This window comes from Bacillus sp. SJ-10 (assembly GCF_002843505.1).
GTDB classification, from domain to species: domain Bacteria; phylum Bacillota; class Bacilli; order Bacillales; family Bacillaceae; genus Bacillus; species Bacillus velezensis.
The window spans coordinates 1,396,780-1,419,040 of sequence record NZ_CP025258.1 but is presented as its reverse complement, the minus strand read 5'-3'; the positions used below and the strand labels follow the sequence as shown (position 1 = coordinate 1,419,040).

Below are 22,261 nucleotides of genomic sequence, written 5' to 3'. Positions count from 1 at the left end.
TTAACTTTTGTCAATACTTTTCCAGCCTGACTATTCCCTTTAGTCAATAAACATACTAGAATATAAATAGACCGCGGGAGGGGGAGAGACTGTGGAAAGCTTCGGGAAACAATTGCGGACATTGCGGGAAAAAAGGCATCTGACAGTGAACCAGCTGGCAACGTATTCAGGCGTCAGCGCCGCGGGAATCTCGCGGATTGAAAACGGCAAACGCGGGGTGCCGAAACCTGCAACCATTAAAAAGCTCGCAGATGCGTTGAAAATCCCGTATGAGGAACTGATGAAGACGGCGGGATACATAGAGACCGTCCAGGAAACGAGAGCCCCGTACGACACGGGCTGCACCTTGCTGGAAAAAGCCGAAACGTATGAGCTGCATGATTTATCCTTATTAGAGCGGGAGAACTGGCGGCACCTGTCGAAAGAAGACTTGGTTCTGCTTGATAAATACTTTGCGTTCTTAGCGGCGGAAGCCAAAAAAAGAACAAATGAAGACTCATGACTTTGCACATGTGAGGCGATCTTATTGAACACATTCGGAAAGCAATTAAGAGAGCTGCGCCGCGCCCGGAAGCTTACCGTCAATCAGCTTGCCGTCTATTCCGGCGTCAGCTCGGCGACCATTTCCAGAATTGAAAACGGGCACCGCGGCATTCCTAAACCGGCGACCATCAGAAAATTGGCTGACACATTAAAAATTCCGTACGAGGAGTTAATGGCGCGGGCCGGACACATCAAGGCATTTCAGGAGGAAATCCGCGAAACATCCGAAAGCTATCAATCCATCTGCGCCATCTATCAGACCGCCGTTGACAGAGGCGCGGAGCATCTGCCGCTGTTTGACAGCAAAAAGTGGCAGCACTTCACAAAAGAAGATATTGAAAGCGTCAGCAAATACTTTGACTTTATCGCGGCTGAAGCGAAAAAGCGCTCCCCGGATTCCTCATCCTCTTTTTGATTCCCTCCCAACTTAACGAGCGCCAGACATACGTTCCCTCCGATTTTGCGGTATAATAGCAGAAGACGAGGTGAAAAAGCATGAACCAATCAGAAATGTGCCCCAGATTCGAAAAAGCGGTCGACATCCTAAGTAAACGCTGGGTGGCTCTAATCGTCTTTCAGTTATTGAACGGACAGCAGCGATTTAGCGAAATTGAAGCGGCGCTTCCGAATTTAAGCGGAAGAGTCTTGTCAGAACGTCTGAAAGAACTTGAAACAGAAGGTGTCATCAAACGGGATGTTATCCCCGAAACGCCTGTCCGCATTGAGTATTCATTAACGGAAAAAGGCTGCGCATTAGCCCCTATTTTAGAGGAAATTTCCAAGTGGTCTTCACAATGGATTGATCCTTCCTGATAAACTCTTTTCCGCATAAGCGGCTGATCTCTCAAACGGGCAGCCGTTTTTATTTTTGCCTTTCTCAAAGAAACATGGAAACAGAAAAAACAAGCCCTCATACGTGCAGGGCTTGTTTTTGTCTGACGCCTTCCAGCGGAATTCGAATCTCCGCCCGGGCTCCTCCAGACTCCTGATTTTCAAGTATTAATTCGCCGTGGTGAAGATGTACGACATGATGGGCGAATGTAAGCCCCATGCCGTGATGCCCCGCCGAATGTCTGCTTTTATCCTCCGTGTAAAAAAGCTGTGTCGCTCTTTTCAGCGCTTCCGGCGAGAACCCGCTTCCGCTGTCGGATACGGCAAGATGGAGGGCGGAATCGGTGCACAGGACGTCCACACGGATTTCCCCTCCTTCCGGCGTATAGTCGACGGCATTTGCCGCGATATTCATGACCGCCCTGTGGAGCAGCTCATGATCGATCGGCGCTTCTTTTCGGTCACTTCCCCGTTCGCTGAGGACGAGATCAATCTGCTTCGGCCCCGCAAGCGCCGCCGCGTCACGATATATGTTTTGAATCCACTCTTTGAGGTCAGTATATTCCACATGAACGGCAACTGCCTCCTCCGCTTTGGAAAGCTGGATCAGCTGTCCGACATAATGCTCGATTTTGTTTCCGGCATCCAGAATATACTGCGCATATTCCGCCTGCTCCTCATCAGGCTCTGTTAACTGAAGCAGCTCGGCATTTCCTTTAATGATCGTTGCCGGAATTTTAATATCATGCGCAAGCGCGCCGATCTGTTCTTTCTTTATCCGCTCCGCCTCCCACTGCGCCGCCAGAGATGCTTGAAGCGCGTCTTTCATTTTCAGCAGAGAGTCAATGACATCGTCAAATTCTTTTATACGCGACCTTTTTGGATTGATATTTAAATTCTGTTTTTGAATGCTTGCCGTAATGGAGCTGAGTGTGCTGAAATGCCGTCTCAGCTGATTGGCGAAACGCGTCGTCACGATAAAAACGGTCAAAAGAAGCAAAGTGATCAGAATCGTAAGACCCGTCCATTCATAATTCGGCAGATAGCGCCTTAACAGCGGCGACTGAAATTCCGACCTGAGTGAATATTGGAGAACGCCGTATTCATCTTTCCGATTTATCACCATGAATCCTTTTTGAGCATAATTAAAATACGGCTGATGCTGAATCTTTTTTCTGGCGTTGGCCGCATCTTGTTCCGTCATCGTTCCTTTCGTCATCCGCTTTGTTTTTTTATCAAAAACGGCGTATGTCATACCTGCGGGGATCATATCTTCTGTTATCTTTTCCGCTGATTTCAGGCGGGGTTTGATCTGTTCCGCCTCATGCTCGCTGTAGTTTGCGGGCAGGATCGCTCCGGCATTCATGGCAATGGCATTTAAGGCGACACATAATGCCGCCACCCCCATCGTGCTCAGACACAGCGTGATGGTAAATTTGACAAGCTCTTTGCGGATGCTGGATTTTCCTTTTGCTATTCCCATTTGTATCCGACACCCCACACCGTTTTGATCGGATCAGCCCCGTGTTCTTTACATTTTTTCCGGATGGTTCTGATAAACTCCGTAATGGTTGAATAGAGCGCATCGCCGTCCAAGCCGTACACTTCCTCGTAAATCTGCTCCCGTGAGAATGTTCTGTTTTTATGCTGTGCCAGAAATTCAACGATTTTATATTCGTTTTTCGTAAGAGGCAGTTTCCGGTCATCCATCCACACTTCTTTATTGTCAAAATCAAACATGAAGCCTGATATCAGCCGTTTCGTCTGATGCTTCTCACGCCGTTCCCTTCTGACATGCGCGTTTACCCTTGCCATCAATTCCTGTACGCCGAACGGCTTTGTGATGTAATCATCAGCGCCTGTCATGAGGCCTTTCACAATGGATTCTTCGTCAGACTTTGCCGTTAAAAACAGGATCGGGCTGTCCACCAGCGGCCGAATCCGCCGGCAGAGTTCAATCCCGTCCGTTCCGGGCATCATGACATCGAGAAGAATCAAATCATAGCCTTGAAAAAAATCCAATGACTGATCCTCCGCTTTTTCCAGAATCGTTACTGTATGCTGATCACGCTGTAAAATGTTTCTGATCAGAACGAGAATATCTTTTTCATCATCAATTGCTAAAATGTTTGCCACCGGCCGAATCGCTCCTTGCCTTTATTCATATGAACGCCGCCCTTCCCATCTTCTGCACCAAAAGAGGCCGGCCAAACATAATATCACTATAGAAAAATATAACATTATTTCTCCGAATCTCATATCGTATCTTACATAAGGGAGGAACTCTTTTTTGACTTTGTCAAAATGCAGCAGTCCTGCAAGGCCTGAAAGCCGCACGCTCCATCCCCACGGGAAAAAACGCCAGATGATATCGCCAAGTCCCGTATTCATGAGCGCCGCTATTAATAATCCCGCACCCCCTAAAAGCCCGGACGGTCCCATGCCGTACTTTACGCCGACAAAAAAAGACATCATATAAAGCGGAATACTGCCGGCAATCAGCCACGCCCCTCCTTTTAAAAACGTAAGATAGGGGAGATCATTGATGTGAAGAACAAATTTCATCCCCGCCAAATAAAGACAGATGGCGAGACCTGCCGATAACACATTCAATAGGAGCAGCAAAAGCAGCTTGCCCGCAAAACTGACGATTTTCGAATACGGCACCGCCAGCATCATCTGAAAATGGCCCGCCTGTTCCTCAACCGAGGCAGACATGCCGCAGACAATACTGATGATGAAAGGGTATAAAACGGCAATCGCGCTGAAGAAGACGCTGTACAGCTCATAAGGCTCCTGAATCCTTCCATACATATACAAAAACAAAAGGAAAAATCCCGCGCATAAAACCGGCGCCGCAACATGCATCCATATGAGCGGCGTGCGCTTCATTTTTAATACATCGGCCCACATATATCGTAAAAGCACGGTCATGACCGGTTTCCCCCTTTTGAAAAAGACACTGCGGAAATCAAACTTATTGCGATAAAAGAAAGAATAGAAAGAATAATAGCCGGAATGATCACGTTTCCGTTTAATAAGCCGCTGTCTGCGGGAAGCGGAATTCCGTTCGGATGGATCCCGAGAATCGGTGACATCATTCGGACTGACCAGCTCCATGGGCTCAGCCACCACAATGAACCGGACGCCGGCACAATACCCAAAACAAAAGCGGCGATCATATTCACGAGAATGACTGCCGTAAATCCGAACTGCCTGGCAATCCATAAGCACAATGGAATTTCCCAAAGCGTCGTCAGCCATAAAAGGGAGCCTGCTTCAACGCCTTTCAGCTGCAGCGCAGCAATTCCCGGAAATACAAGGCCAAGTAAAAACATGATGATGAAAAAGACGATTTGCGACAGGAGTGAATACAGCGCGATCAAGCTTATTTTTGAGAGCCATATGCTTTTTAAATCTGCCGGCAATGAGTACACCGCGCGGTCATTCGCAGATTTTTTCTCTTTTTTAACAGATAAACCGCACATTAGAGCAATCATGAGCGGCATGAAAATAACCGCCCACCAATTGAACGTGCCCGTCATAAAATAAGCCGTATTCAGCAGAAAAGAAAAAGCCGTGTTCAGAAGCGGAATCAGAATGATCAGCTTTCTGATAAATGTTCTTTTAGATGTAAGATGTTCCGCCTGCATGTACTGAATCATTTTCCTGTCCCCGCTTTCTCCCGTGTTGATTTGACTACCTCCAGAAACAACTGCTCCAGATCATCTTCCCGGCTGATTTCTCCCTGATATCCTAAAACGCCGTCACTGATGATCCCGATATGGTCTGCAATCTGCTCGACTTCTGATAACAGGTGGCTTGATAAAATAACCGTCATGCCCTGTCCGGGGAGGGAGCGGATAAATTCCCGCAAATCCTGAATTCCCATCGGGTCCAATCCGTTTGTCGGCTCATCAAGAATTAAGAGCGACGGACGGCTTAATAATGCTAACGCAATGCCGAGACGCTGTTTCATTCCCATGGAAAATTGTCCGGCGCGTTTTTTTCCGGTTCCCGTTAATCCCGTAATTTCCAGCACTTCCGCAATTCTTGAATCAGGCAGTCCGAGCATAACGCAGCGGACTTTCAGATTTTCAGCGGCTGTCAGGTTGCTGTAAAGCGGCGGCGCTTCAATCAGGGAACCGATGCTTTTCAAGTCTTCGCGCTTCAATGTATGTCCGTCGAACAGAACCTCGCCGGATGTTTGCTGCAGCATGCCGGTCAATATTTTAAGTGTTGTTGATTTTCCCGCGCCGTTCGGACCGAGCAGGCCGTATATGCTGTTGCGTTTTACTGATAGAGACACATCAGCCACTGCCTGTTGTCTGCCGAATGATTTTTGCAGCTGTCTCGTTTCTATGATGTTGCTCATTTGATTACCCCTCTGCTTTGTTATTTGATATGTAAGACTTTACAGCGCAGTTATCAAAATTTAATCAAGAAATCAAAAAAAAGCATCCTTCCCGCGGAAGAATGCTTTTTTCATGAGGCTGAGCGTACGATCAGCTTTCTTTTTTGTTTTTTCACCGGGCTGAGGGCTCGTTCCAGCCACGCCATCAGCAGGTCTGCGGCCACCGCCATCAGCGCGGTCGGGATGGCGCCCGCCAGAATAATGGCGGTTCCGTTTGTCGCGTTCGACCCTCTGACGATCATATCGCCGAGGCCGCCCGCCCCGACGAAGGTGCCGATCGCCGTGATGCCGATGGCAATGACGAGCGCCGTTCGGAGACCCGCCATAATGACGGAAAGCGCAAGCGGCAGCTCCACCATACGAAGGATTTGGTATTTCGTCATGCCCATCGCTTTTCCCGACTCGAGATAAGCGTGCTCGATATTGATAATGCCCGTGTGCGTATTTCTGAGAATCGGCAGCAGGGAATACAAAAACAAAGCCGTGATGACCGTATTGGCCCCGAGCCCCATGACAAGCATCAGGACGGCGAGCATCGCAAGCGCCGGAACGGTTTGAATCACGTTCGCCACAGCAAACACCCAGCGGGCGAGACGCCCGTGCCTGGCTGTCACAATTCCGGCCGGAATAGCGAAAACGGCGGCGAAAACGACGCCGTACGCCGACATGAGAAAGTGCCGCCAGCACTCATACAGAACATAGCTGCCGTTTTGAGCGTAATACGTAAATAGCTCTTTCATCGTGTCCATCCGCACATCTCCTTTCCGTTATTCAAAGTAATGATGTTTTTCTAAATATTCCTTAGCCACGACGGACGGCTCTTTTAATCGGCCGTCAACTTCGTAATTCATTTTCTGCATCATCTTTGTATCAATCGCGCCGATCATTTTATTGATCACGCCCTCCAGTTCGGGATGCTCTTTTAATACTTGATCCGGAACGACGGGTGAACAGTCATACGGAGGAAAGAACCGCTTATCATCCTTCAGCGTTTTCAGTCCGTAAGCGATGATTCTTCCGTCGGTGGAATAAGCGAGCGCGATATCCATCTTTCTGCTTTTCAGCGCGTCGTAAACGAGGCCGATCTGCATCGGATACGTGCCTTCAAATGACATTCCGTATGTTTTCATAAAATCCTGATATCCGTTGCCTCTCAGCTTCATCCAGTAGTTATCTACGCCGAATTTCAGATGAGACGCTTCTTTTTTGACATCGGATACCGATTCTAAATGGTACTTGCGGGCAAGCTGTCCGGAAACGGTAAAGACGTATGTATTATCAAAGCCGTAAGAATCAAACCATTTCATGTCATATCTGTTTTGAAATTCACGCTGAACGAGCCGCAGCGCTTTGTCCGGGTCTTTTTCCGGCTCCATGCGAAGCGTCCCGGTCAGCGCGTCACCTGTATAGCGCGTAGCGGCGATATCAATATCACCGTTGATCAAGGATTGCTGCTGTACGGCGTTGGAACCGAGATTTTTAATAACGGATGTTTTCAACCCGCTGTGATGTTCGATCATCTGTCCGAGCATGCTCGCGATAATTTCTGATTCGGTCATGCTTTGCGCGCCGATTTTAATGGTATCCTCCGATGCGGCGCTCAACCCCGGGAGCGAGCATCCGCCAAGGAGCAGCATGCCGATACAGGCGATTGCGAGCAGCCGTTTTTTGCATCTATTCCCCATGAGAGACCTCCTCCTTATGAAGCATCCTTTATGCTCTTCAGCCCGTCAGGCGTGACTTTCCGTTCTGTCATCCCCAGCATATAATCGACGGCTGCCGCCAGCATTGTGACCGGAACGGCGCCTGCGATAATATACTCCGGCTGATAAAGGTTCAAGCCGATAAAAATGTAATCTCCCAGCCCGCCTCCGCCGATAAAGGAGGCGAGTGTCGCCCAGCCGATTAAATAAATCGAAGACGTTCTGATGCCCGCCATGATGACCGGAGCGGCAAGCGGGAGCTCTACAAGCCTGATCTGCTCCCATGCCGTCATGCCGATTCCTTTTCCTGATTCCAGAAGATGCCGATTGACGCCGAGAATCCCCGTATACGTGTTTCTGAGAATCGGCAGCATGGAATAGAAAAACAGCGCCGCAACGGCCGGGACCTTTCCTACGCCTAAAAGCGGAATAAAAAACGCAAGAATGGCAAGGCTCGGCAAGGTTTGAATGATGTTGACGATGCCGATGACGGCGCCGGCTCCTCTTTTCATCCTCGTCAGCAGGACGCCGAGCGGAACGGCGGCGAGAATGCCCGCCATGACGGCGATTAATGAGATGTACAGATGCTCCCATGTTTTATAAAGCATCTCTCCTCCATTTGCCTGTAAAAATTGCACGGTCTGATTCATATCAATTGAAGCCTCCTCATGACATCACCGCGAGCTGATTCTCTTCTCCCCAGATGGAGTCATAGACGATGTCAACGAGGCTTGCCCTTGTCACGATTCCCGTTAATCGGCCGGCTTCATCAAGGACCGGCACAAATTTCATGCCTCTTTTTAAAATTTTATGGACGGCGTCGCGAAGCAGAGTGCCGCTTCTGACCGTGTACAGATCCCGTTCAAGCACTTCCGCGACGGTTACCGCCTGTCTTCGTTTGCGGTCAATCATCTCCACATCGACATAACCTTGGAGAACGTTCTTTTCATCAATGACGAGCAGCGAATCCACCCGCTCGGCACGCATCAGCTGAATGGCGGCTGACAGTGTTTTCTCAGGTGTTACCGTCACGGGATCGGGATTCATGATCTGCTCCACCCGTTCAATATCAGGGCTGGATGATTGGATCAGCCGTTCCTTGCCGATAAACTCCTCAACAAATTCATTCGCCGGAAATCTGAGAATCTCATCAGGCGTTCCGGCCTGGACGATTTCTCCCGCTTTCAGAATGACGATTCTGTCCGCAAGCTTGATGGCTTCGTCCATATCATGGGTAACAAATACGATGGTTTTATGTAAGGTTTTTTGCAGTTTTTTAAATTCTTCCTGAAGGGAATCTCTCGTAATCGGGTCAAGCGCCCCGAACGGTTCATCCATTAAGATGAGCGGCGGCTCTGCGGCAAGTGCCCGTAATACACCTATTCGCTGCTGCTGTCCTCCGCTCAGTTCATGAGGGTAACGGTCTAAATATTCAGGCCCCATATCAACAAGCTTTAAAAGCTCCCGCGCCCGTTCCTTCCGTTTTTCGGCAGGATGCTTTAAAAGCTTCGGAACGAGCGTAATGTTCTGCTGAATGGTCATATGCGGAAACAGCCCGATCTGCTGGATGACATAGCCGATGCTTCTTCTGAGTTCCACCGGGTCTTGTTCCATAATGTTTCGGCCTTCTATCAGGATTCTGCCTTCTGTCGGTTCAATTAAGCGGTTGATCATTTTCATCGTCGTCGTTTTGCCGCAGCCGCTCGGTCCGATAAAACAAATAAATTCGCCTTTGGCGATATTCAGGTTGATGCTGTTGACGGCTTTTTTCCCGCCTTTATACATTTTCGAGACATTTTCTAATGTCAGCAAACACTCACACCTCCATGATTAAGTTTATTCAATTCGTTAAATTCAAATTTAACTTTTCAGACAATTGAACGTTTCCCATTATAAATTAAACTTTGTAAATTAAAAAGTTTACAATTTGTCCATATTATATATAAAGGTTGTGTAAGCACTGATTAACCCGTATTGACCGGCAAAGTTCTTCTTATTGCTCCGGATTACTGCCAAATTCTCTCGGAAGAGCATTTCCGCCGGTTTAAAAATGTGGTATATTGACATCGGAATTGCTGACTGAAAGGATTGAAACTGTTGGAGAAAGATCCGTTACACGTAATCGAACAAGCTGAAGATCATTTGATAGAACGAATCGCTGAAAATATGCATACATTCGGAATGCCCGCGACGGTGGGGCGCATTTTAGGCATTATTTATATGAACCGCAAGCCGATGACCTTAACTGAATTATCAGAAGCGACCGGCATGAGCAAGACGAGAATGAGCCAGGCGGTCCGTGAAATGCTTGACGTCAATCTGGCGGAAAAAGTGTTTGAAAAAGGCGTCCGCAAAGATTTATACGACGTCGAGCAGGATTATTACCAAACCTTTATTACGCTGTTTACGGCCACATGGAGCAAGGTCGTCAGCAAAAATAAAATGATGCATAAAAAGCTGAACCGCGAACTGACAGCCGTCCTTGAAAACGGCGTGCCGGAAGAAGCTGAGGAAAAAATCAACGAACTGCTGAAAGAATTAAAGGATTGGCTTGATTACTACAACTGGATCAGCCGCCTGATCGAGTTTTTTGAAAGCGAAGAAATTTTCAAGCATGTTCCGAAGCCATAAGAAAAAAACGCCCTGACCCGCAAGGCGTTTTTTTCATGCCGCATTCGGCGCTTTGGTTCGTTTTTTCTTTCTCACCGGACTCAGCGCCCGCTCCAGCCATGCCATCACAAGATCTGCGATAACGGCCATCAGCGCTGTCGGAATGGCGCCGGCCAAAATAATCGCGGTTCCGTTCGTGGCGTTTGAGCCCCTGACAATGATGTCACCGAGTCCGCCCGCGCCGACAAACGTACCGATTGCCGTAATGCCGATCGCGATGACGAGCGCCGTCCGCAGCCCCGCCATGATGACGGAAAGCGCAAGCGGCAGCTCCACCATGCGGAGCACCTGAAATTTGGTCATGCCCATCGCTTTTCCCGATTCAAGATAAGCGTGTTCAATGCTGGCGATTCCCGTGTACGTATTCCGGATGATCGGAAGAAGCGAATATAAAAACAGCGACAATATCACCGTATTGGCGCCGAGCCCCATGACGAGCATCAGCACCGCAAGCATCGCAAGCGCCGGCACGGTCTGAATCACGTTTGTCACCGCGAATACCCAGCCGCTTAATGTTCTGTACCTGGCAATGAAGATGCCGAGCGGAACCCCGACGATCGCCGCAAATAAAACGCCGTATACCGACATGAGAAAATGGCGGTAAAACTCCTGAAGCACATAGGCGCCGTTTTGAGAATAATAAGTGCCGAGCTGCTGCAGCACTTCCATTTGCCCCACCTCATTTCTTATTCAAAATAATGATGTTTCTCCAAAAATTCTTTAGCGACGACGGACGGTTCTTTCAGCTTGCCGTCCACCTCGTAATTCAATCCCTGCATCGTTTCCGTATCAATTTTGCCGATCAGTTTATTCACAATGCCCTTCAGTTCAGGATGCTGCTTCAGCACGCTGTCGGGAATGACCGGCGAACAGTCATACGGCGGGAAAAACTGCTTGTCGTCTTTTAAAATTTTCAGATCGTACGCTTTGATCCGTCCGTCCGTTGAATAGGCGAGGACGGCATCCATTTTCCCGTTTTTCACGGCATCGTATACAAGTCCGATCTGCATCGGATAGGTTGTGCCGAATTCAAAGCCGTACGTGTCGATAAAGCCTTTATAGCCGTCACCTTTTCTTTTCAGCCACGCATTGTCTACACCGAGCTTAAATTGATCCGCATGCTTCTTAATATCGGACACTTTGTCTAAATGATCTTTTTCCGCAAGCTCTTTCGTGACGGTAAAAGCGTATGTGTTCTCAAATCCGTAAGAATCAAACCATTTGTAATGGAAGCGTTTCTCAAATTCCTTCTGGACGATGGCTAATGCTTTTTTCGGGTCTTTTTCCGCTTCCATGCCGAGGGTGCTCGTTAAATCCGTTCCCGAGTAGCGCGTCGCGGCGATATCGATTTCACCGCCGAGCATCGCCTGCTGCTGGACATAGTTCGATCCGAGGTTTTTAATTAATGCCGTATTCAAGTCTGTATTGTGTTCAATCATCTGTGCGATCATATTGGCGATAATTTCTGATTCCGTCATGCTTTGCGCCCCGATTTTGATCGTATCATCGGAAGCCCCGCTCAGGCCGGGAAGGGAACAGCCGCCTAGAAGCAGAGCAGCCGACAGCGCCAGTGCGCACATCCATCTCTTTTGATTTCTTTTCAAAACAGCCAACTCCTTATGATACTTCCTTCAGTCCTTTCAGCCCTTTCGGCGTCACCTTCCGTTCCGTCGCCGCCAGCAGATAATCAATGATAATGGCTAAAATGGTGACGGGCACGGCGCCGCCGATAATATATTCAGGCTGATAGAGATTCAGGCCGATAAAAATATAGTCTCCGAGCCCGCCGCCCCCGATAAAGGAAGCAAGCGTCGCCCAGCCGATCAGATAAATGGTGGATGTGCGGATGCCTGCCATGATCACCGGAACCGCAAGCGGCAGTTCCACAAGCCTGATCTGCTCCCAGACCGTCATCCCGATGCCTTTTCCCGATTCCAGCAGATTTTTATTTACGCCTTGAATGCCGGTATACGTGTTCCGGAGAATCGGCAGCACCGAATAGAAAAACAGCGCGACGATCGCGGGCACCTTTCCCACGCCTAACAGCGGGATAAAAAACGCCAGTATCGCGAGACTCGGCAAGGTCTGCACAATGTTGACGGCACCGATGACGGCGCCTGCGCCCTTTTTCATTCTCGTCAGCGCCACTCCGAGCGGAACGGCGACGACAATGCCTAATATGACGGCGATGATCGAAATGTATAAATGCTCCCACGTTTTATATAACAGTTCTCCGCCGTTCGTCTGCAAAAACTTGATCATTTCATTCATTGTAAGCGTTCCTCCCCTTGTCAGCCTGTCACCAGCTGGTCTTCCTCGCCCCAGATTGAATCGTAAACGATGTCGACAAGGCTCGCTCTCGTGACAATTCCGACTAAATGCCTTTGTTCATCAACGACGGGTACATATTTCATTCCGCGCTTTAAAATTTTGCGTACGGTATCACGCAGCAGTGTCCCCTGCTCGACCGTATACAGATCAGAGCGGAGCACGTCGCCGACGAGGCTCGCTTTTTTCCGGTTCTGATCAATGATTTCGACATCCACATATCCTTGCAGCACATTCAGGTCATCAACGACAAGCAGGGAATCGACACGGTGTTCCCGCATCACCTGTATCGCCTGCGAAAGCGTTTTGTCCGCCGTAACGGTGACAGGCTTTTTGTTCATCATCTGCTCGACGCGTTCAATGTCCGGTCTTGATTGCAATAACCGTTCTTTGCCGATAAATTCTTCGACAAACTCATTAGCCGGATTCCGGAGAATGTCATCAGGAGTGCCGGCCTGAACGATCTCTCCCGCTTTTAAAATGACGATCCGGTCAGCCAGCTTAATAGCTTCATCCATATCGTGGGTTACAAACACAATCGTTTTATTCAATGTTCTTTGCAGTTTTTTGAATTCTTCTTGAAGGGAATCCCGCGTAATCGGATCAAGCGCTCCGAACGGTTCATCCATGAGAATAAGAGGCGGTTCCGCTGCAAGGGCGCGCAGCACGCCGATTCTCTGCTGCTGTCCGCCGCTCAGCTCGTGAGGATAGCGGTCTAAATATTCCGGGCCCATATCGACGAGCTTCAAAAGCTCCCGTGCCCGTTCCTTCCGCTTTTGTTCCGGCCATTTCAGCAGTTTCGGCACGAGGGAAATGTTCTGCTGAATGGTCATATGAGGGAAAAGTCCGATCTGCTGAATGACGTAGCCGATTTTCCGTCTCAGCTCCACCGGGTCCTGCTCCATAATGTTTTCGCCATCGATAAAAATCTTACCGGATGACGGCTCAATCAGTCTGTTAATCATTTTCATCGTCGTCGTTTTTCCGCAGCCGCTCGGCCCGATAAAACAAATAAACTCGCCTTTTTCGATATTTAAATCAATGCTGTTGACAGCTTTTTTTCCGCCTTTATAGACTTTCGATACATTTTCTAATCTCAGCAATCCGTGCACCTCCGAAGGGTTCCGTTATTTTTCTGAAAAGTATAATCTTTATTATAAGATGAAATTTGTAAAATAAAAAGTTTACAATGTGTTGAAATTATATACAATATACGTATTTTTTCATGTTATCCCGCTGACAATGCGGATGTTCTTACAATCGCTCCCGATAGCTCGCATATCCTGCCGCATCATCTTTTTCATCAACTGTAAAAAATATGATATATTGTCAGCATGAAAAGCCAGTGAAGGGATGATCAGCCGTGGAAAAAAACGCTCTTGATATCATCGGGCATGCTGAAGAGCATCTCATTGAGAGAATCGCCGAGAATATGCATACATTCGGAATGCCGGCCACACTTGGACGTGTGCTCGGTATTATTTATATGAACCGCAAGCCGATGACGTTAAATGAGCTGTCAGAGGCGACCGGGATGAGCAAAACGAGGATGAGCCAGGTGGTCCGCGAAATGACCGATGCCAATCTGGCTGAAAAAGTGTTTGAAAAAGGCGTTCGGAAAGACCTTTACGACGTCGAGCGTGATTATTACCAGACGTTTATCTCCCTGTTTACGGCAAATTGGACAAAGGCGGTCAGCAAAAACAAAATGCTCTATAAAAAGCTGAACCGCGAGCTGACTGAGCTTCTGGAATCGGAAAATCTCAGTCCCGATATTGAAGAAAAAGCCCGCCAGCTTTTGGATGAACTGACGGATTGGCTCCATTATTATGACTGGCTGAGCCGTTTGATAGAATTTTTTGAGAGTGAAGAAGTGTTTCAGCATGTGCCGAAAATAGAAAAAAGCAGCACCCGAAGATAACCGGGCGCTGCTTTTTTAAGTCAGGAAACCAATATCGGGAACATGCCTTTCAGACCGGCGCCGATCATGCCGATCGCCACCACCGCCAAAATCAGCCCCATCAGTCGGGTAATGACGTTCATTTCGGTTTTCCCGAGCTTATTGCTGATGAAAGAAGAATAGTGAAAGAAGATGAACGTCATCGCGATGACGGCTGCAATGCCGATAAGCACGCTGATGTAATGGAAGATGCCGCCATGGCCGGCCGACAGACTCATCACCGTCGCGATCGTACCGGGACCGGCGATAATCGGAATCGACAAAGGCGTCACGGATATATCGGCTTTCTCCTTGCTCTCCCCTTTCTCTTCATGATGGAGAGACTGTACATGAGATTTCTTCGCGTTCAGAAGATTATAAGCGATGCCGAAAATAAAAATGCCGCCCGCAATACGTAAGGCATGAATGTTAATGTCAAACAGTTTAAAGATCAGATGGCCGAAGATTAAAAAAGCCGCTAAGATGATAAACGACAGCACGGAAGCCTTGCGCGCGATCGCTGTCCGTTCTTTCTCCGAGTACCCTTCCGTCAGTGAAAGAAAAATCGGCACGTTTCCGATGGGATTGGAGACTGCAAACAGTGAAATGAAGACATGAATGATGAATGAAAACATGCGTACCTCCTTATGGCTTGCCGTTATTGAGTTATGTTTTGTTCTCCGCTGTTTCTTATGCATGGTTTTTACCCCGGGGTCTGCTTTTTATAACCTCAGCCGGACGGTCCGGAAACAGAAAAAAACCGTCCTAAGGACGGTTTTTTTTGTTTGCTATCTCCATAAGCCTTTTCCGAATTTCAACAGCCGATAAAGCATTTTCAATTTTTTTAGCATGCGTTAATTTCCTTTTTCACTCTGAATCAATGCGCCGAGAGACATGATATCTATCAGCTCCATTAAAATTCTACCATAATGGGTACTTTTTCTCTATTATCAATTCATAGAGAAAGTGATTTGTATATCTTTAGAAAACTCCGTTACATCCGCCCTATTTTCTTTTATAATGTAAATATTGAACAAAATCCCTATATTACTTGTAAAAGGAGTTTTAGAATGTATTGTTCTCAATGCGGCCATCATACTGATGGCGGAAAGTTTTGTGAAAAGTGCGGGGCGCCCCAGCCCGGGCAGGGAGGCGCAGGCCAAACGCAGGGCCAGGCCGCTCAGGCCGGCGCCGCGGCTAAGCAGGCTTCAAAGCAATTTGCCTTATTCGTGCTTGATGTGTTAAAGCGACCGTACCAAACATGTAAAACGACAGGCGGCGAACAGCTTGTCAGCAGTATCATCAACATGGTGCTTTTCTGCCTGGTGACGCCGATTATGTTTTATATTCTCTTATCAGACGGCTTTCGTGACGTCAGTTTTACCGCGGTTGTGATCAAACCGGCGCTTACCTTTGCATTATGCGTTTTCTGCCTGTATCTCTTGATTTTTATCGCTTTGAAGGCCGGCGGCGCGCAGGTGTCATTTAAAGATTCGCTGTCCAGATTCGGGGCCTTTTTGATTCCGTTTACAGCTATTTTGCTTCTTGCCCTCATTTTTATGCTGCTTCATACAACCGTTTGCTTCACCATTCTGGCTGTCGGTCTTTTAGGAGCGGCGTTTGCCGTGCCTCCGCTCATGCTGGCGAGCTATCAGCATCAGCTCACTACTAAGGCGGATATCATTTATTCTGTTATCGTCATCTATTTGATCATTTGCGTAACGTTTCAATTCACGATCAAGCATTATATAAAAGAACTCATGAATTATTTCTTCTTTTAAAAACGGAAACCCCCGCCGCCTGATTGGCACGGGGGTTTTTTTATTGAATGGATGTTAAATAAATTCTTCCGTCTTTAACAACGCCGCCATACGTCCAATTGTATGTTCTGAGCTTCGGACTGCCGCCGGCTTTCGTAATATAAAACTCCTCGTACGTATGAATCGTCAGATGAGAGCCTTTCTGTGAAAAGCTTTTGACATTCACTTCATTAAATACTTCGGTCGTCCCCTCGCTGTGCAGTTTTTTGACCAGTTTCTGCTGATCAGCATACAAAGGGCTTCCCTCTTCTAAATTGCCCGCCATGATGGCAAAATTGTTAAGGCTGACGGCGCTTGATTGATTTGTCAGGTAATCAGTCATAAACGATGTGACTTGCTCGTTTGTCACGCTGCCTGAAGCTGTATTTCCTTTGGATGATGCCCATGCGGATGTATAGGTATTCGGCTGGTCATTTTTTATTTTTTTTACATTTGTCCCAGAAGAATCTGAGGCAGGGTCAGCTTTTTCGAAAACCCATTTTTTATGTTTTGTATCATATGAGAGTACATAGTGAAAACTCGGCTCAGCCTCTTCCATATCAGGCTTCGTATTCCCGTCGAAATAAGCAGACTCATGAAGCTCTTTACCCGTAACAGTTACTTGCCAGCGGCCGTTCTCTTGAGAAATCGCAAATGAATCCAGATCAAAGCTTGTCTCTTTATACTGATCCTTCAAAAAGGTGCCGGAACTCTTCATGCCGGATACCACTTCTTTCGTCTGCTCTTTCCAGGCGGAACCAGCCTCGGTCATCTGATCGGTATTTCCGTCTGCCATCGCTTTTGTATACTGCTTCGTTGCTTTGACAATCGTGTCCATGATTGTTTGTTGTGTATCTTGATCCGGGATAAGCGTTAAGTCCACATCAGTACTGTTGATCGGAACATCGGCAGTTTTCATTTTCCCCCAAGGAAAATCAGCCTCCACGGCGGCTGTCATGGAACCGTCAGTTAAGAGCGGACCGTATGTAACGGATGTAAACGGATCTTTATGGACGGACTTGCCGTTTATCAGCAGATCGCCTTTCGCGCTTTTGAAGCTGTCTGCCGGAGTGAATGTCACATCCTCGGCGTCTAACGGCAGGTCAAACTCAACATTCCGGCTGCCGGCCGCCTCTGCCTCTTGCTTTTTGACAACGTCAACCGTCTCATTTTTAAGCTTGGCTTCCGCCGTGTAGACACCGGGTGCATACGGGCCGAAGATTTGGGTTTCATCGGCTTTTTTGACCGTACCTGTTTTCTCGCTGTTGATATAAAGATCGGCGCCTTTATAATTGCTTGTGACGCGGAAATAAACCGGATCGACTTTCAGTTCGTAATGGTCAAACAAAAGAAGGGTTTTTCCCTCTTTTTTGACGTATACCGCATCTTTTTCTGATGAATTGCCGCGAAGCGATGCCAGCAGTTCATCGTGTTTCTTTGCGTATGCAAGGAGCGGTTTGACATTGGTCTCATTCAGCTTCAGTTTTTTGTCTGAAGGAGTGAGCAGGGCTGCGAGCTTTTTCGTGTCCCCGTCATGAACCGCCTGTTCGAATTGATCTGTGAGCCTTTTTTCAGATGTCAGCCAGGCTCCGGTTTTATATGCGGCAATCAATAAGATCAGCGCTGCGGCAATGCCTCCCCATAGGAAGAGCGTTTTTTTAGGGATCGGCTTTCTCGGCTGTGATGCGGATTCAGCCGCCTGCCGCTCCAGCCGGCTTCCTTTCCCGATCGGTTTTCCGCATTCTTTACAGAAATGCGCCTCTTCGTTGTTCTGCTGGCCGCAATACTTACAAAAAAACATGACTTTCCTCCTATTCAATCTGCAAAACTTGTATAACTTTTCCTATGTTTCATATTTTATAATAAAGTAGAATGATTTTGGAGTTATTTTGAAAAATAGCTGTCGATCATAACGGAGGAGGAGAAACGGACATGCAAAAACTGAGCATCCGAAAAGCCGCGGAGCCGGATGAAGCGCTGTATGAACTATTGCTGCTGGCCGATCCGTTGAAAGAGATTGTCGATGATTATCTTGTAAGAGGAGAATGCTATACGGCTTGGACGTCAGACGAGCTTGCAGGGGTCTTCGTCCTTTTGAAAACAAGACCAAAAACAGTAGAAATCGTCAATATTGCGGTGAAAGAATCAATGCACAACAATGGCATCGGCAGAAAGCTCATAGAAGAGGCCGTGAATAAGGCAAAACAAATGGGAGCGGCGACTATTGAAATTGGAACGGGCAACTCCAGTATAGGCCAGCTTGCCCTTTACCAAAAATGCGGCTTCAGACTTCAAGCCATCGACCATGATTTTTTCATCAGGCATTATGAAGAGGAGATTTTCGAAAACGGGATACAGTGCCGCGACATGGTAAGGCTTTATGCAGATATATAAAAAAACCTCCCCATGGGGAGGTTTTTTCGATTACTTATTCAAGTTATAGAAAGAGTTGATACCGTGGTATTGAGCAGTTTCAGCCAACTGATCTTCGATGCGAAGAAGCTGGTTGTATTTCGCAACACGGTCCGTACGGGACGGAGCACCTGTTTTGATTTGTCCTGCATTAGTTGCCACAGCGATATCAGCGATTGTGCTGTCTTCAGTTTCACCTGAACGGTGAGAGATAACGGCAGTGTAGCCCGCGCGTTTCGCCATTTCGATCGCATCGAATGTTTCAGTCAATGTACCGATTTGGTTTACTTTGATCAGGATAGAGTTGCCTACGCCGTTTTTGATACCTTCAGCAAGCTTTTTCGTGTTTGTAACGAAAAGGTCGTCACCGACAAGCTGAACTTTTTTGCCAAGACGCTCTGTAAGAAGTTTGTGGCCTTCCCAGTCGTTCTCGTCAAGTCCGTCTTCGATAGAGATGATTGGGTATTTAGAAACCATTTCTTCGTACCAGTCAACCATTTCAGCAGATGTTTTCACAACGCCTTCGCCAGACAGATGGTATTTGCCGTCTTCTTTGTTGTAGAACTCAGAAGATGCAGCATCCATAGCAAGCTTCACTTCTTCGCCAGGTTTGAAGCCGGCTTTTTCGATTGCTTCAACGATTGTTTGAAGCGCTTCTTCGTTAGAACCAAGGTTCGGAGCGAATCCGCCTTCGTCACCTACAGCTGTGTTCATTCCTTTAGCAGAAAGAACTGATTTCAGGCTGTGGAAGATTTGAGCGCCCATGCGAAGCGCTTCACGGAAGTTAGGCGCGCCTACAGGCATAATCATGAATTCTTGAATGTCTACGTTGTTGTCAGCATGCTCTCCGCCGTTTACGATGTTCATCATCGGTACAGGAAGCGTTTTTGAGTTGAATCCTCCAAGGTATTGGTAAAGAGGAATCTGTAAGAAATCAGCAGCTGCGCGCGCACAAGCCATAGATACGCCAAGGATTGCGTTCGCACCGAGTTTGCCTTTGTTTTCAGTTCCGTCAAGCTCGATTAAAAGCTGATCGATTGCGTTTTGTTCAGTTACGTCAAAGCCGAGAAGCTCTGGAGAAATGATTTCGTTTACGTTGTTAACAGCAGTTAACACGCCTTTTCCAAGGTAACGGTCTTTGTCGCCGTCACGAAGCTCAACCGCTTCGTATTCACCTGTAGAAGCTCCGCTTGGCACTAATGCGCGGCCGAAAGCTCCTGTTTCTGTATATACTTCAACTTCAACTGTTGGGTTGCCGCGGGAGTCGAGGACTTCGCGTGCATAAACATCAACAATGTATGGCATGAGTTTGTCTCTCCTTTTGATTTACGCTTATTTTTGAATTAAAGATGTTCCTGTCATTTCTTTCGGTTTTTCAACACCGAGAAGGTCTAATAACGTTGGTGCGAGGTCGCCTAGGATTCCGCCTTCGCGCAGCGTCACGCCTTCTTTCGTCACAATGACAGGGACTGGGTTTGTCGTATGGGCAGTGTGCGGTTCGCCTGTTTCTGTAATCAGAATGTCCGCATTACCGTGATCAGCGGTAATGATGGCATGTCCGCCTTTAGCGATGATGGCGTCAACCACTTCGCCTAAGCATTCGTCCACTGCTTCAATTGCTTTAATCGTCGGTTCGACCATTCCGGAGTGGCCGACCATGTCAGGGTTTGCAAAGTTCAGGATGATCGCGTCGTGCTTGTCAGCCGCGATTTCTTTTACAAGAGCATCCTTCACTTCATACGCGCTCATTTCAGGCTTCAGGTCATATGTCGCGACCTTCGGCGAGTTAATGAGGATGCGCTCTTCGCCCGGGAATTCTTCTTCGCGGCCGCCGCTCATAAAGAACGTAACGTGCGGATACTTTTCAGTTTCTGCAATGCGAAGCTGTTTTAACCCGTGCTGTGCTAATACTTCACCGACCGTATTGTCAAGGTTTACCGGTTTAAAAGCCACATATCCGTCAACAGATTCACTGAAGTGAGTCAGGCAGACGAAATACAGGTTTTTCGGATGATTTTCACCGCGGTCGAAATCGCGGAAATCTTTGTTGGTAAACGTGTTTGAAATCTGGATGGCGCGGTCCGGTCTGAAATTATAGAAAATCACAGAATCGCCGTCATGAATTTTCGCAACGGGTTCACCGTTTTCTTTTGTGATGACGGACGGAATGACGAATTCATCATGAATGCCGTTCGCATAAGAATCGTCGACTACATCCATCGCGCTGCGGTAAGACGGGCCTTCGCCGTAAGCCATTGCGCGGTACGCTTTTTCCACACGGTCCCAGCGTTTGTCGCGGTCCATGGAGTAGTAGCGTCCGGAAATGCTGGCGATTTCGCCGACACCGATTTCTTCGATCTGCTCATTCAGCTGCTGAATGTAAGTTTTCGCTGTTTGCGGACCTACATCGCGGCCGTCGAGGAAACCGTGAATATACACCTTCGTCAGTCCTTCACTTTTCGCAAGCTTCAGCAGCGCGAATAAATGATTGATATGACTGTGTACGCCTCCGTCAGAAAGAAGGCCGAACAGGTGCAGCGCTTTGTCGTTGTCTTTCGCGTTTTTGATGGCGTCAAGGAACGTTTGATTGCGTTCGAATTCGCCTTCGCGGATGGCAACGTTCACGCGTGTTAAGCTTTGGTACACAATACGTCCTGCGCCGATATTCAAATGACCGACTTCAGAGTTCCCCATCTGTCCTTCAGGCAGTCCGACTGCTTCGCCTGATGCCGTCAGCGTCTGATGAGGGTATTGGTTCCAATAACGGTCGAAATTCGGTTTTTTCGCTTGTGCGACTGCGTTTCCGACTGTTTCATTGCGTAATCCGAACCCATCAAGAATGATGAGTGCAGCTGGTTTTTTACTCATATTGACCTTCCTCCAATAATTGAACGAATGACTGCGGTTCAAGGCTTGCGCCGCCGACCAAAGCACCGTCAATATCGGACTCTGCCATATATTCTTTAATATTTGCAGGTTTTACGCTGCCGCCGTATTGAATGCGGAGCTTGTCAGCAGTTTCCTGGCTGAAGCTTTCAGCAACGACTTTACGGATATGCGCGCAGACGTCGTTAGCATCTTTCGCTGTAGAAGATTTGCCTGTTCCGATTGCCCAGATTGGCTCGTACGCAATAACGGAAGCGGCAACTTGCTCTTCAGAAAGACCCGCAAGACCTTTTTTCACTTGATCGGCAACAAGATCATTTGTTTTTCCGGCTTCGCGCTCTTCAAGCGTTTCACCTACGCAAATGATCGGCACAATGCCGTGTTTGAAAGCGGCATGCGCTTTTTTGTTAACTGTTTCATCAGTTTCAGCGAACATTTCACGGCGCTCAGAGTGGCCGATGACGCAGTAATCCACGCCAAGGTCTTTCAGAGCGACCGGGCTGATTTCACCTGTGAACGCACCGTTTTCTTCAAAATGCATGTTTTGGGCGCCGACTTTCAGGTCAGTTCCTTTAACAGCAGAAGTCAGCTTTTCTAAGAAAAGAGCTGGTGCGCAAACAACGGCTTCCGCTTTGTCTGCTGCTGGAATGGAAGATTTCACTTCTTCAACGAAGCTGACAGCTTCGCCGAGTGTTTTGTTCATTTTCCAGTTACCGGCTATAATTGGTTTTCTCAT

General features: G+C 47.8%; 25 protein-coding genes. 7 read left to right on the top strand and 18 right to left on the bottom strand.

Annotated features, from left to right (window positions below):
- Positions 1-91: 91 nt before the first annotated feature.
- The 3 genes from CXL14_RS07120 to CXL14_RS07110 all read left to right on the top strand — a co-directional run bounded on the left by CXL14_RS07120 (position 92) and on the right by CXL14_RS07110 (position 1,356).
- Complete coding sequence (locus CXL14_RS07120) at positions 92-502, top strand: transcriptional repressor RghR (RefSeq protein WP_021494135.1); 411 nt, start codon at positions 92-94, stop codon at positions 500-502.
- 24 nt (positions 503-526) lie between these two features.
- Entirely contained in the window at positions 527-958 is a 432-nt protein-coding gene (locus tag CXL14_RS07115; protein WP_003151674.1) for a helix-turn-helix domain-containing protein, read from the top strand.
- 80 nt (positions 959-1,038) lie between these two features.
- Positions 1,039-1,356 (top strand): catDE operon transcriptional regulator CatR, encoded by a 318-nt coding sequence (locus CXL14_RS07110; RefSeq protein WP_007613812.1) that lies wholly within the window; start codon positions 1,039-1,041, stop codon positions 1,354-1,356.
- A 97-nt stretch (positions 1,357-1,453) separates the two neighbouring features.
- Here the strand turns inward: CXL14_RS07110 and CXL14_RS07105 are convergent, their stop codons facing one another.
- The 9 genes from CXL14_RS07105 to CXL14_RS07065 all read right to left on the bottom strand — a co-directional run bounded on the left by CXL14_RS07105 (position 1,454) and on the right by CXL14_RS07065 (position 9,303).
- Positions 1,454-2,857 carry a sensor histidine kinase gene (locus CXL14_RS07105; protein ID WP_014418896.1) on the bottom strand — a complete coding sequence of 468 codons (1,404 nt, stop codon included), beginning with the start codon at positions 2,855-2,857 and terminating at the stop codon, positions 1,454-1,456.
- On the bottom strand, positions 2,848-3,510 hold the full coding sequence (locus CXL14_RS07100) for a response regulator transcription factor (protein WP_003151668.1): 663 nt from the start codon (positions 3,508-3,510) through the stop codon (positions 2,848-2,850). Before CXL14_RS07100 ends, CXL14_RS07105 begins: the two co-directional genes overlap by 10 nt.
- A gap of 21 nt (positions 3,511-3,531) precedes the next feature.
- Complete coding sequence (locus CXL14_RS07095) at positions 3,532-4,308, bottom strand: lantibiotic immunity ABC transporter MutG family permease subunit (protein ID WP_014418897.1); 777 nt, start codon at positions 4,306-4,308, stop codon at positions 3,532-3,534.
- Positions 4,305-5,039: a lantibiotic immunity ABC transporter MutE/EpiE family permease subunit gene (locus CXL14_RS07090; RefSeq protein ID WP_014418898.1), complete on the bottom strand. Its 735-nt coding sequence runs from the start codon at positions 5,037-5,039 to the stop codon at positions 4,305-4,307. The genes CXL14_RS07095 and CXL14_RS07090 overlap by 4 nt, the downstream gene beginning before the upstream one ends.
- Complete coding sequence (locus tag CXL14_RS07085; RefSeq protein WP_014418899.1) at positions 5,036-5,749, bottom strand: lantibiotic protection ABC transporter ATP-binding protein; 714 nt, start codon at positions 5,747-5,749, stop codon at positions 5,036-5,038. Before CXL14_RS07085 ends, CXL14_RS07090 begins: the two co-directional genes overlap by 4 nt.
- Positions 5,750-5,859: 110 nt before the next feature.
- Complete coding sequence (locus CXL14_RS07080) at positions 5,860-6,537, bottom strand: ABC transporter permease (protein WP_014418900.1); 678 nt, start codon at positions 6,535-6,537, stop codon at positions 5,860-5,862.
- Positions 6,538-6,555: 18 nt separating this feature from the next.
- The gene (locus CXL14_RS07075; RefSeq protein ID WP_014418901.1) at positions 6,556-7,473 is read right to left on the bottom strand and encodes an osmoprotectant ABC transporter substrate-binding protein; all 918 of its coding nucleotides are present in this window, start codon (positions 7,471-7,473) and stop codon (positions 6,556-6,558) included.
- Between the two features lie 14 nt (positions 7,474-7,487).
- Complete coding sequence (locus tag CXL14_RS07070; RefSeq protein WP_014305838.1) at positions 7,488-8,141, bottom strand: ABC transporter permease; 654 nt, start codon at positions 8,139-8,141, stop codon at positions 7,488-7,490.
- 16 nt (positions 8,142-8,157) lie between these two features.
- Complete coding sequence (locus CXL14_RS07065; RefSeq protein ID WP_014418902.1) at positions 8,158-9,303, bottom strand: betaine/proline/choline family ABC transporter ATP-binding protein; 1,146 nt, start codon at positions 9,301-9,303, stop codon at positions 8,158-8,160.
- 285 nt (positions 9,304-9,588) lie between these two features.
- Here CXL14_RS07065 and CXL14_RS07060 point away from each other — a divergent pair, with 285 nt between their 5' ends.
- Positions 9,589-10,122 carry a GbsR/MarR family transcriptional regulator gene (locus CXL14_RS07060; RefSeq protein WP_003151660.1) on the top strand — a complete coding sequence of 178 codons (534 nt, stop codon included), beginning with the start codon at positions 9,589-9,591 and terminating at the stop codon, positions 10,120-10,122.
- A 33-nt stretch (positions 10,123-10,155) separates the two neighbouring features.
- On the opposite strand, the gene opuCD is transcribed toward CXL14_RS07060, so the two are convergent.
- From opuCD to opuCA, 4 genes are read right to left on the bottom strand one after another with little or no spacing between them, the layout of a single operon-like run.
- Positions 10,156-10,830 carry a glycine betaine/carnitine/choline/choline sulfate ABC transporter permease OpuCD gene (gene opuCD, locus CXL14_RS07055; RefSeq protein WP_003151658.1) on the bottom strand — a complete coding sequence of 225 codons (675 nt, stop codon included), beginning with the start codon at positions 10,828-10,830 and terminating at the stop codon, positions 10,156-10,158.
- A 17-nt stretch (positions 10,831-10,847) separates the two neighbouring features.
- Positions 10,848-11,741, bottom strand: coding sequence for an osmoprotectant ABC transporter substrate-binding lipoprotein OpuCC (gene opuCC / locus CXL14_RS07050; protein ID WP_094296336.1), 894 nt, complete (start codon positions 11,739-11,741; stop codon positions 10,848-10,850).
- A 37-nt stretch (positions 11,742-11,778) separates the two neighbouring features.
- A complete protein-coding gene (locus tag CXL14_RS07045) occupies positions 11,779-12,432 on the bottom strand; it encodes an ABC transporter permease (protein WP_003151654.1) in 654 nt (217 codons plus the stop codon).
- Between the two features lie 20 nt (positions 12,433-12,452).
- Positions 12,453-13,592 (bottom strand): osmoprotectant ABC transporter ATP-binding protein OpuCA, encoded by a 1,140-nt coding sequence (opuCA, locus tag CXL14_RS07040; protein ID WP_003151651.1) that lies wholly within the window; start codon positions 13,590-13,592, stop codon positions 12,453-12,455.
- Positions 13,593-13,852: 260 nt separating this feature from the next.
- Between opuCA and CXL14_RS07035 the strand changes: the two genes are divergently transcribed.
- Positions 13,853-14,410 (top strand): GbsR/MarR family transcriptional regulator, encoded by a 558-nt coding sequence (locus CXL14_RS07035; RefSeq protein ID WP_014418904.1) that lies wholly within the window; start codon positions 13,853-13,855, stop codon positions 14,408-14,410.
- 20 nt (positions 14,411-14,430) lie between these two features.
- On the opposite strand, the gene CXL14_RS07030 is transcribed toward CXL14_RS07035, so the two are convergent.
- Entirely contained in the window at positions 14,431-15,063 is a 633-nt protein-coding gene (locus CXL14_RS07030) for an NAAT family transporter (RefSeq protein WP_007409973.1), read from the bottom strand.
- Between the two features lie 435 nt (positions 15,064-15,498).
- On the opposite strand from CXL14_RS07030, the gene CXL14_RS07025 reads away from it, so the two are divergent.
- Entirely contained in the window at positions 15,499-16,209 is a 711-nt protein-coding gene (locus CXL14_RS07025; protein WP_014418906.1) for a hypothetical protein, read from the top strand.
- Between the two features lie 40 nt (positions 16,210-16,249).
- Here CXL14_RS07025 and CXL14_RS07020 read toward each other — a convergent pair whose 3' ends face one another.
- Entirely contained in the window at positions 16,250-18,028 is a 1,779-nt protein-coding gene (locus tag CXL14_RS07020) for a zinc ribbon domain-containing protein (protein ID WP_014418907.1), read from the bottom strand.
- Positions 18,029-18,159: 131 nt separating this feature from the next.
- On the opposite strand from CXL14_RS07020, the gene CXL14_RS07015 reads away from it, so the two are divergent.
- Positions 18,160-18,621, top strand: coding sequence for a GNAT family N-acetyltransferase (locus tag CXL14_RS07015; protein WP_014418908.1), 462 nt, complete (start codon positions 18,160-18,162; stop codon positions 18,619-18,621).
- Between the two features lie 30 nt (positions 18,622-18,651).
- On the opposite strand, the gene eno is transcribed toward CXL14_RS07015, so the two are convergent.
- Genes eno through tpiA form a run of 3 tightly spaced genes read right to left on the bottom strand, consistent with a single transcriptional unit; the run spans position 18,652 to position 22,261 of the window.
- Entirely contained in the window at positions 18,652-19,944 is a 1,293-nt protein-coding gene (eno, locus tag CXL14_RS07010; protein WP_007409956.1) for a phosphopyruvate hydratase, read from the bottom strand.
- 27 nt (positions 19,945-19,971) lie between these two features.
- The gene (gene gpmI, locus CXL14_RS07005) at positions 19,972-21,507 is read right to left on the bottom strand and encodes a 2,3-bisphosphoglycerate-independent phosphoglycerate mutase (RefSeq protein WP_003151620.1); all 1,536 of its coding nucleotides are present in this window, start codon (positions 21,505-21,507) and stop codon (positions 19,972-19,974) included.
- Positions 21,500-22,261, bottom strand: coding sequence for a triose-phosphate isomerase (gene tpiA / locus CXL14_RS07000; RefSeq protein WP_003151618.1), 762 nt, complete (start codon positions 22,259-22,261; stop codon positions 21,500-21,502). The genes gpmI and tpiA overlap by 8 nt, the downstream gene beginning before the upstream one ends.

Bases quoted from the DNA above. Each gene is read 5' to 3' on its own strand.
- CXL14_RS07110 (WP_007613812.1), top strand. From the start codon at position 1,039: ATGAACCAATCAGAAATGTGCCCCAGATTCGAAAAAGCGGTCGACATC.
- gpmI (WP_003151620.1), bottom strand. From the start codon at position 21,507: ATGAGTAAAAAACCAGCTGCACTCATCATTCTTGATGGGTTCGGATTA.
- CXL14_RS07095 (WP_014418897.1), bottom strand. From the start codon at position 4,308: ATGACCGTGCTTTTACGATATATGTGGGCCGATGTATTAAAAATGAAG.
- eno (WP_007409956.1), bottom strand. From the start codon at position 19,944: ATGCCATACATTGTTGATGTTTATGCACGCGAAGTCCTCGACTCCCGC.
- opuCC (WP_094296336.1), bottom strand. From the start codon at position 11,741: ATGTGCGCACTGGCGCTGTCGGCTGCTCTGCTTCTAGGCGGCTGTTCC.
- CXL14_RS07030 (WP_007409973.1), bottom strand. From the start codon at position 15,063: ATGTTTTCATTCATCATTCATGTCTTCATTTCACTGTTTGCAGTCTCC.
- CXL14_RS07045 (WP_003151654.1), bottom strand. From the start codon at position 12,432: ATGAATGAAATGATCAAGTTTTTGCAGACGAACGGCGGAGAACTGTTA.
- CXL14_RS07020 (WP_014418907.1), bottom strand. From the start codon at position 18,028: ATGTTTTTTTGTAAGTATTGCGGCCAGCAGAACAACGAAGAGGCGCAT.
- tpiA (WP_003151618.1), bottom strand. From the start codon at position 22,261: ATGAGAAAACCAATTATAGCCGGTAACTGGAAAATGAACAAAACACTC.
- CXL14_RS07085 (WP_014418899.1), bottom strand. From the start codon at position 5,749: ATGAGCAACATCATAGAAACGAGACAGCTGCAAAAATCATTCGGCAGA.
- CXL14_RS07025 (WP_014418906.1), top strand. From the start codon at position 15,499: ATGTATTGTTCTCAATGCGGCCATCATACTGATGGCGGAAAGTTTTGT.
- CXL14_RS07015 (WP_014418908.1), top strand. From the start codon at position 18,160: ATGCAAAAACTGAGCATCCGAAAAGCCGCGGAGCCGGATGAAGCGCTG.
- CXL14_RS07070 (WP_014305838.1), bottom strand. From the start codon at position 8,141: ATGAATCAGACCGTGCAATTTTTACAGGCAAATGGAGGAGAGATGCTT.
- opuCD (WP_003151658.1), bottom strand. From the start codon at position 10,830: ATGGAAGTGCTGCAGCAGCTCGGCACTTATTATTCTCAAAACGGCGCC.
- CXL14_RS07090 (WP_014418898.1), bottom strand. From the start codon at position 5,039: ATGATTCAGTACATGCAGGCGGAACATCTTACATCTAAAAGAACATTT.
- CXL14_RS07080 (WP_014418900.1), bottom strand. From the start codon at position 6,537: ATGGACACGATGAAAGAGCTATTTACGTATTACGCTCAAAACGGCAGC.
- CXL14_RS07105 (WP_014418896.1), bottom strand. From the start codon at position 2,857: ATGGGAATAGCAAAAGGAAAATCCAGCATCCGCAAAGAGCTTGTCAAA.
- CXL14_RS07075 (WP_014418901.1), bottom strand. From the start codon at position 7,473: ATGGGGAATAGATGCAAAAAACGGCTGCTCGCAATCGCCTGTATCGGC.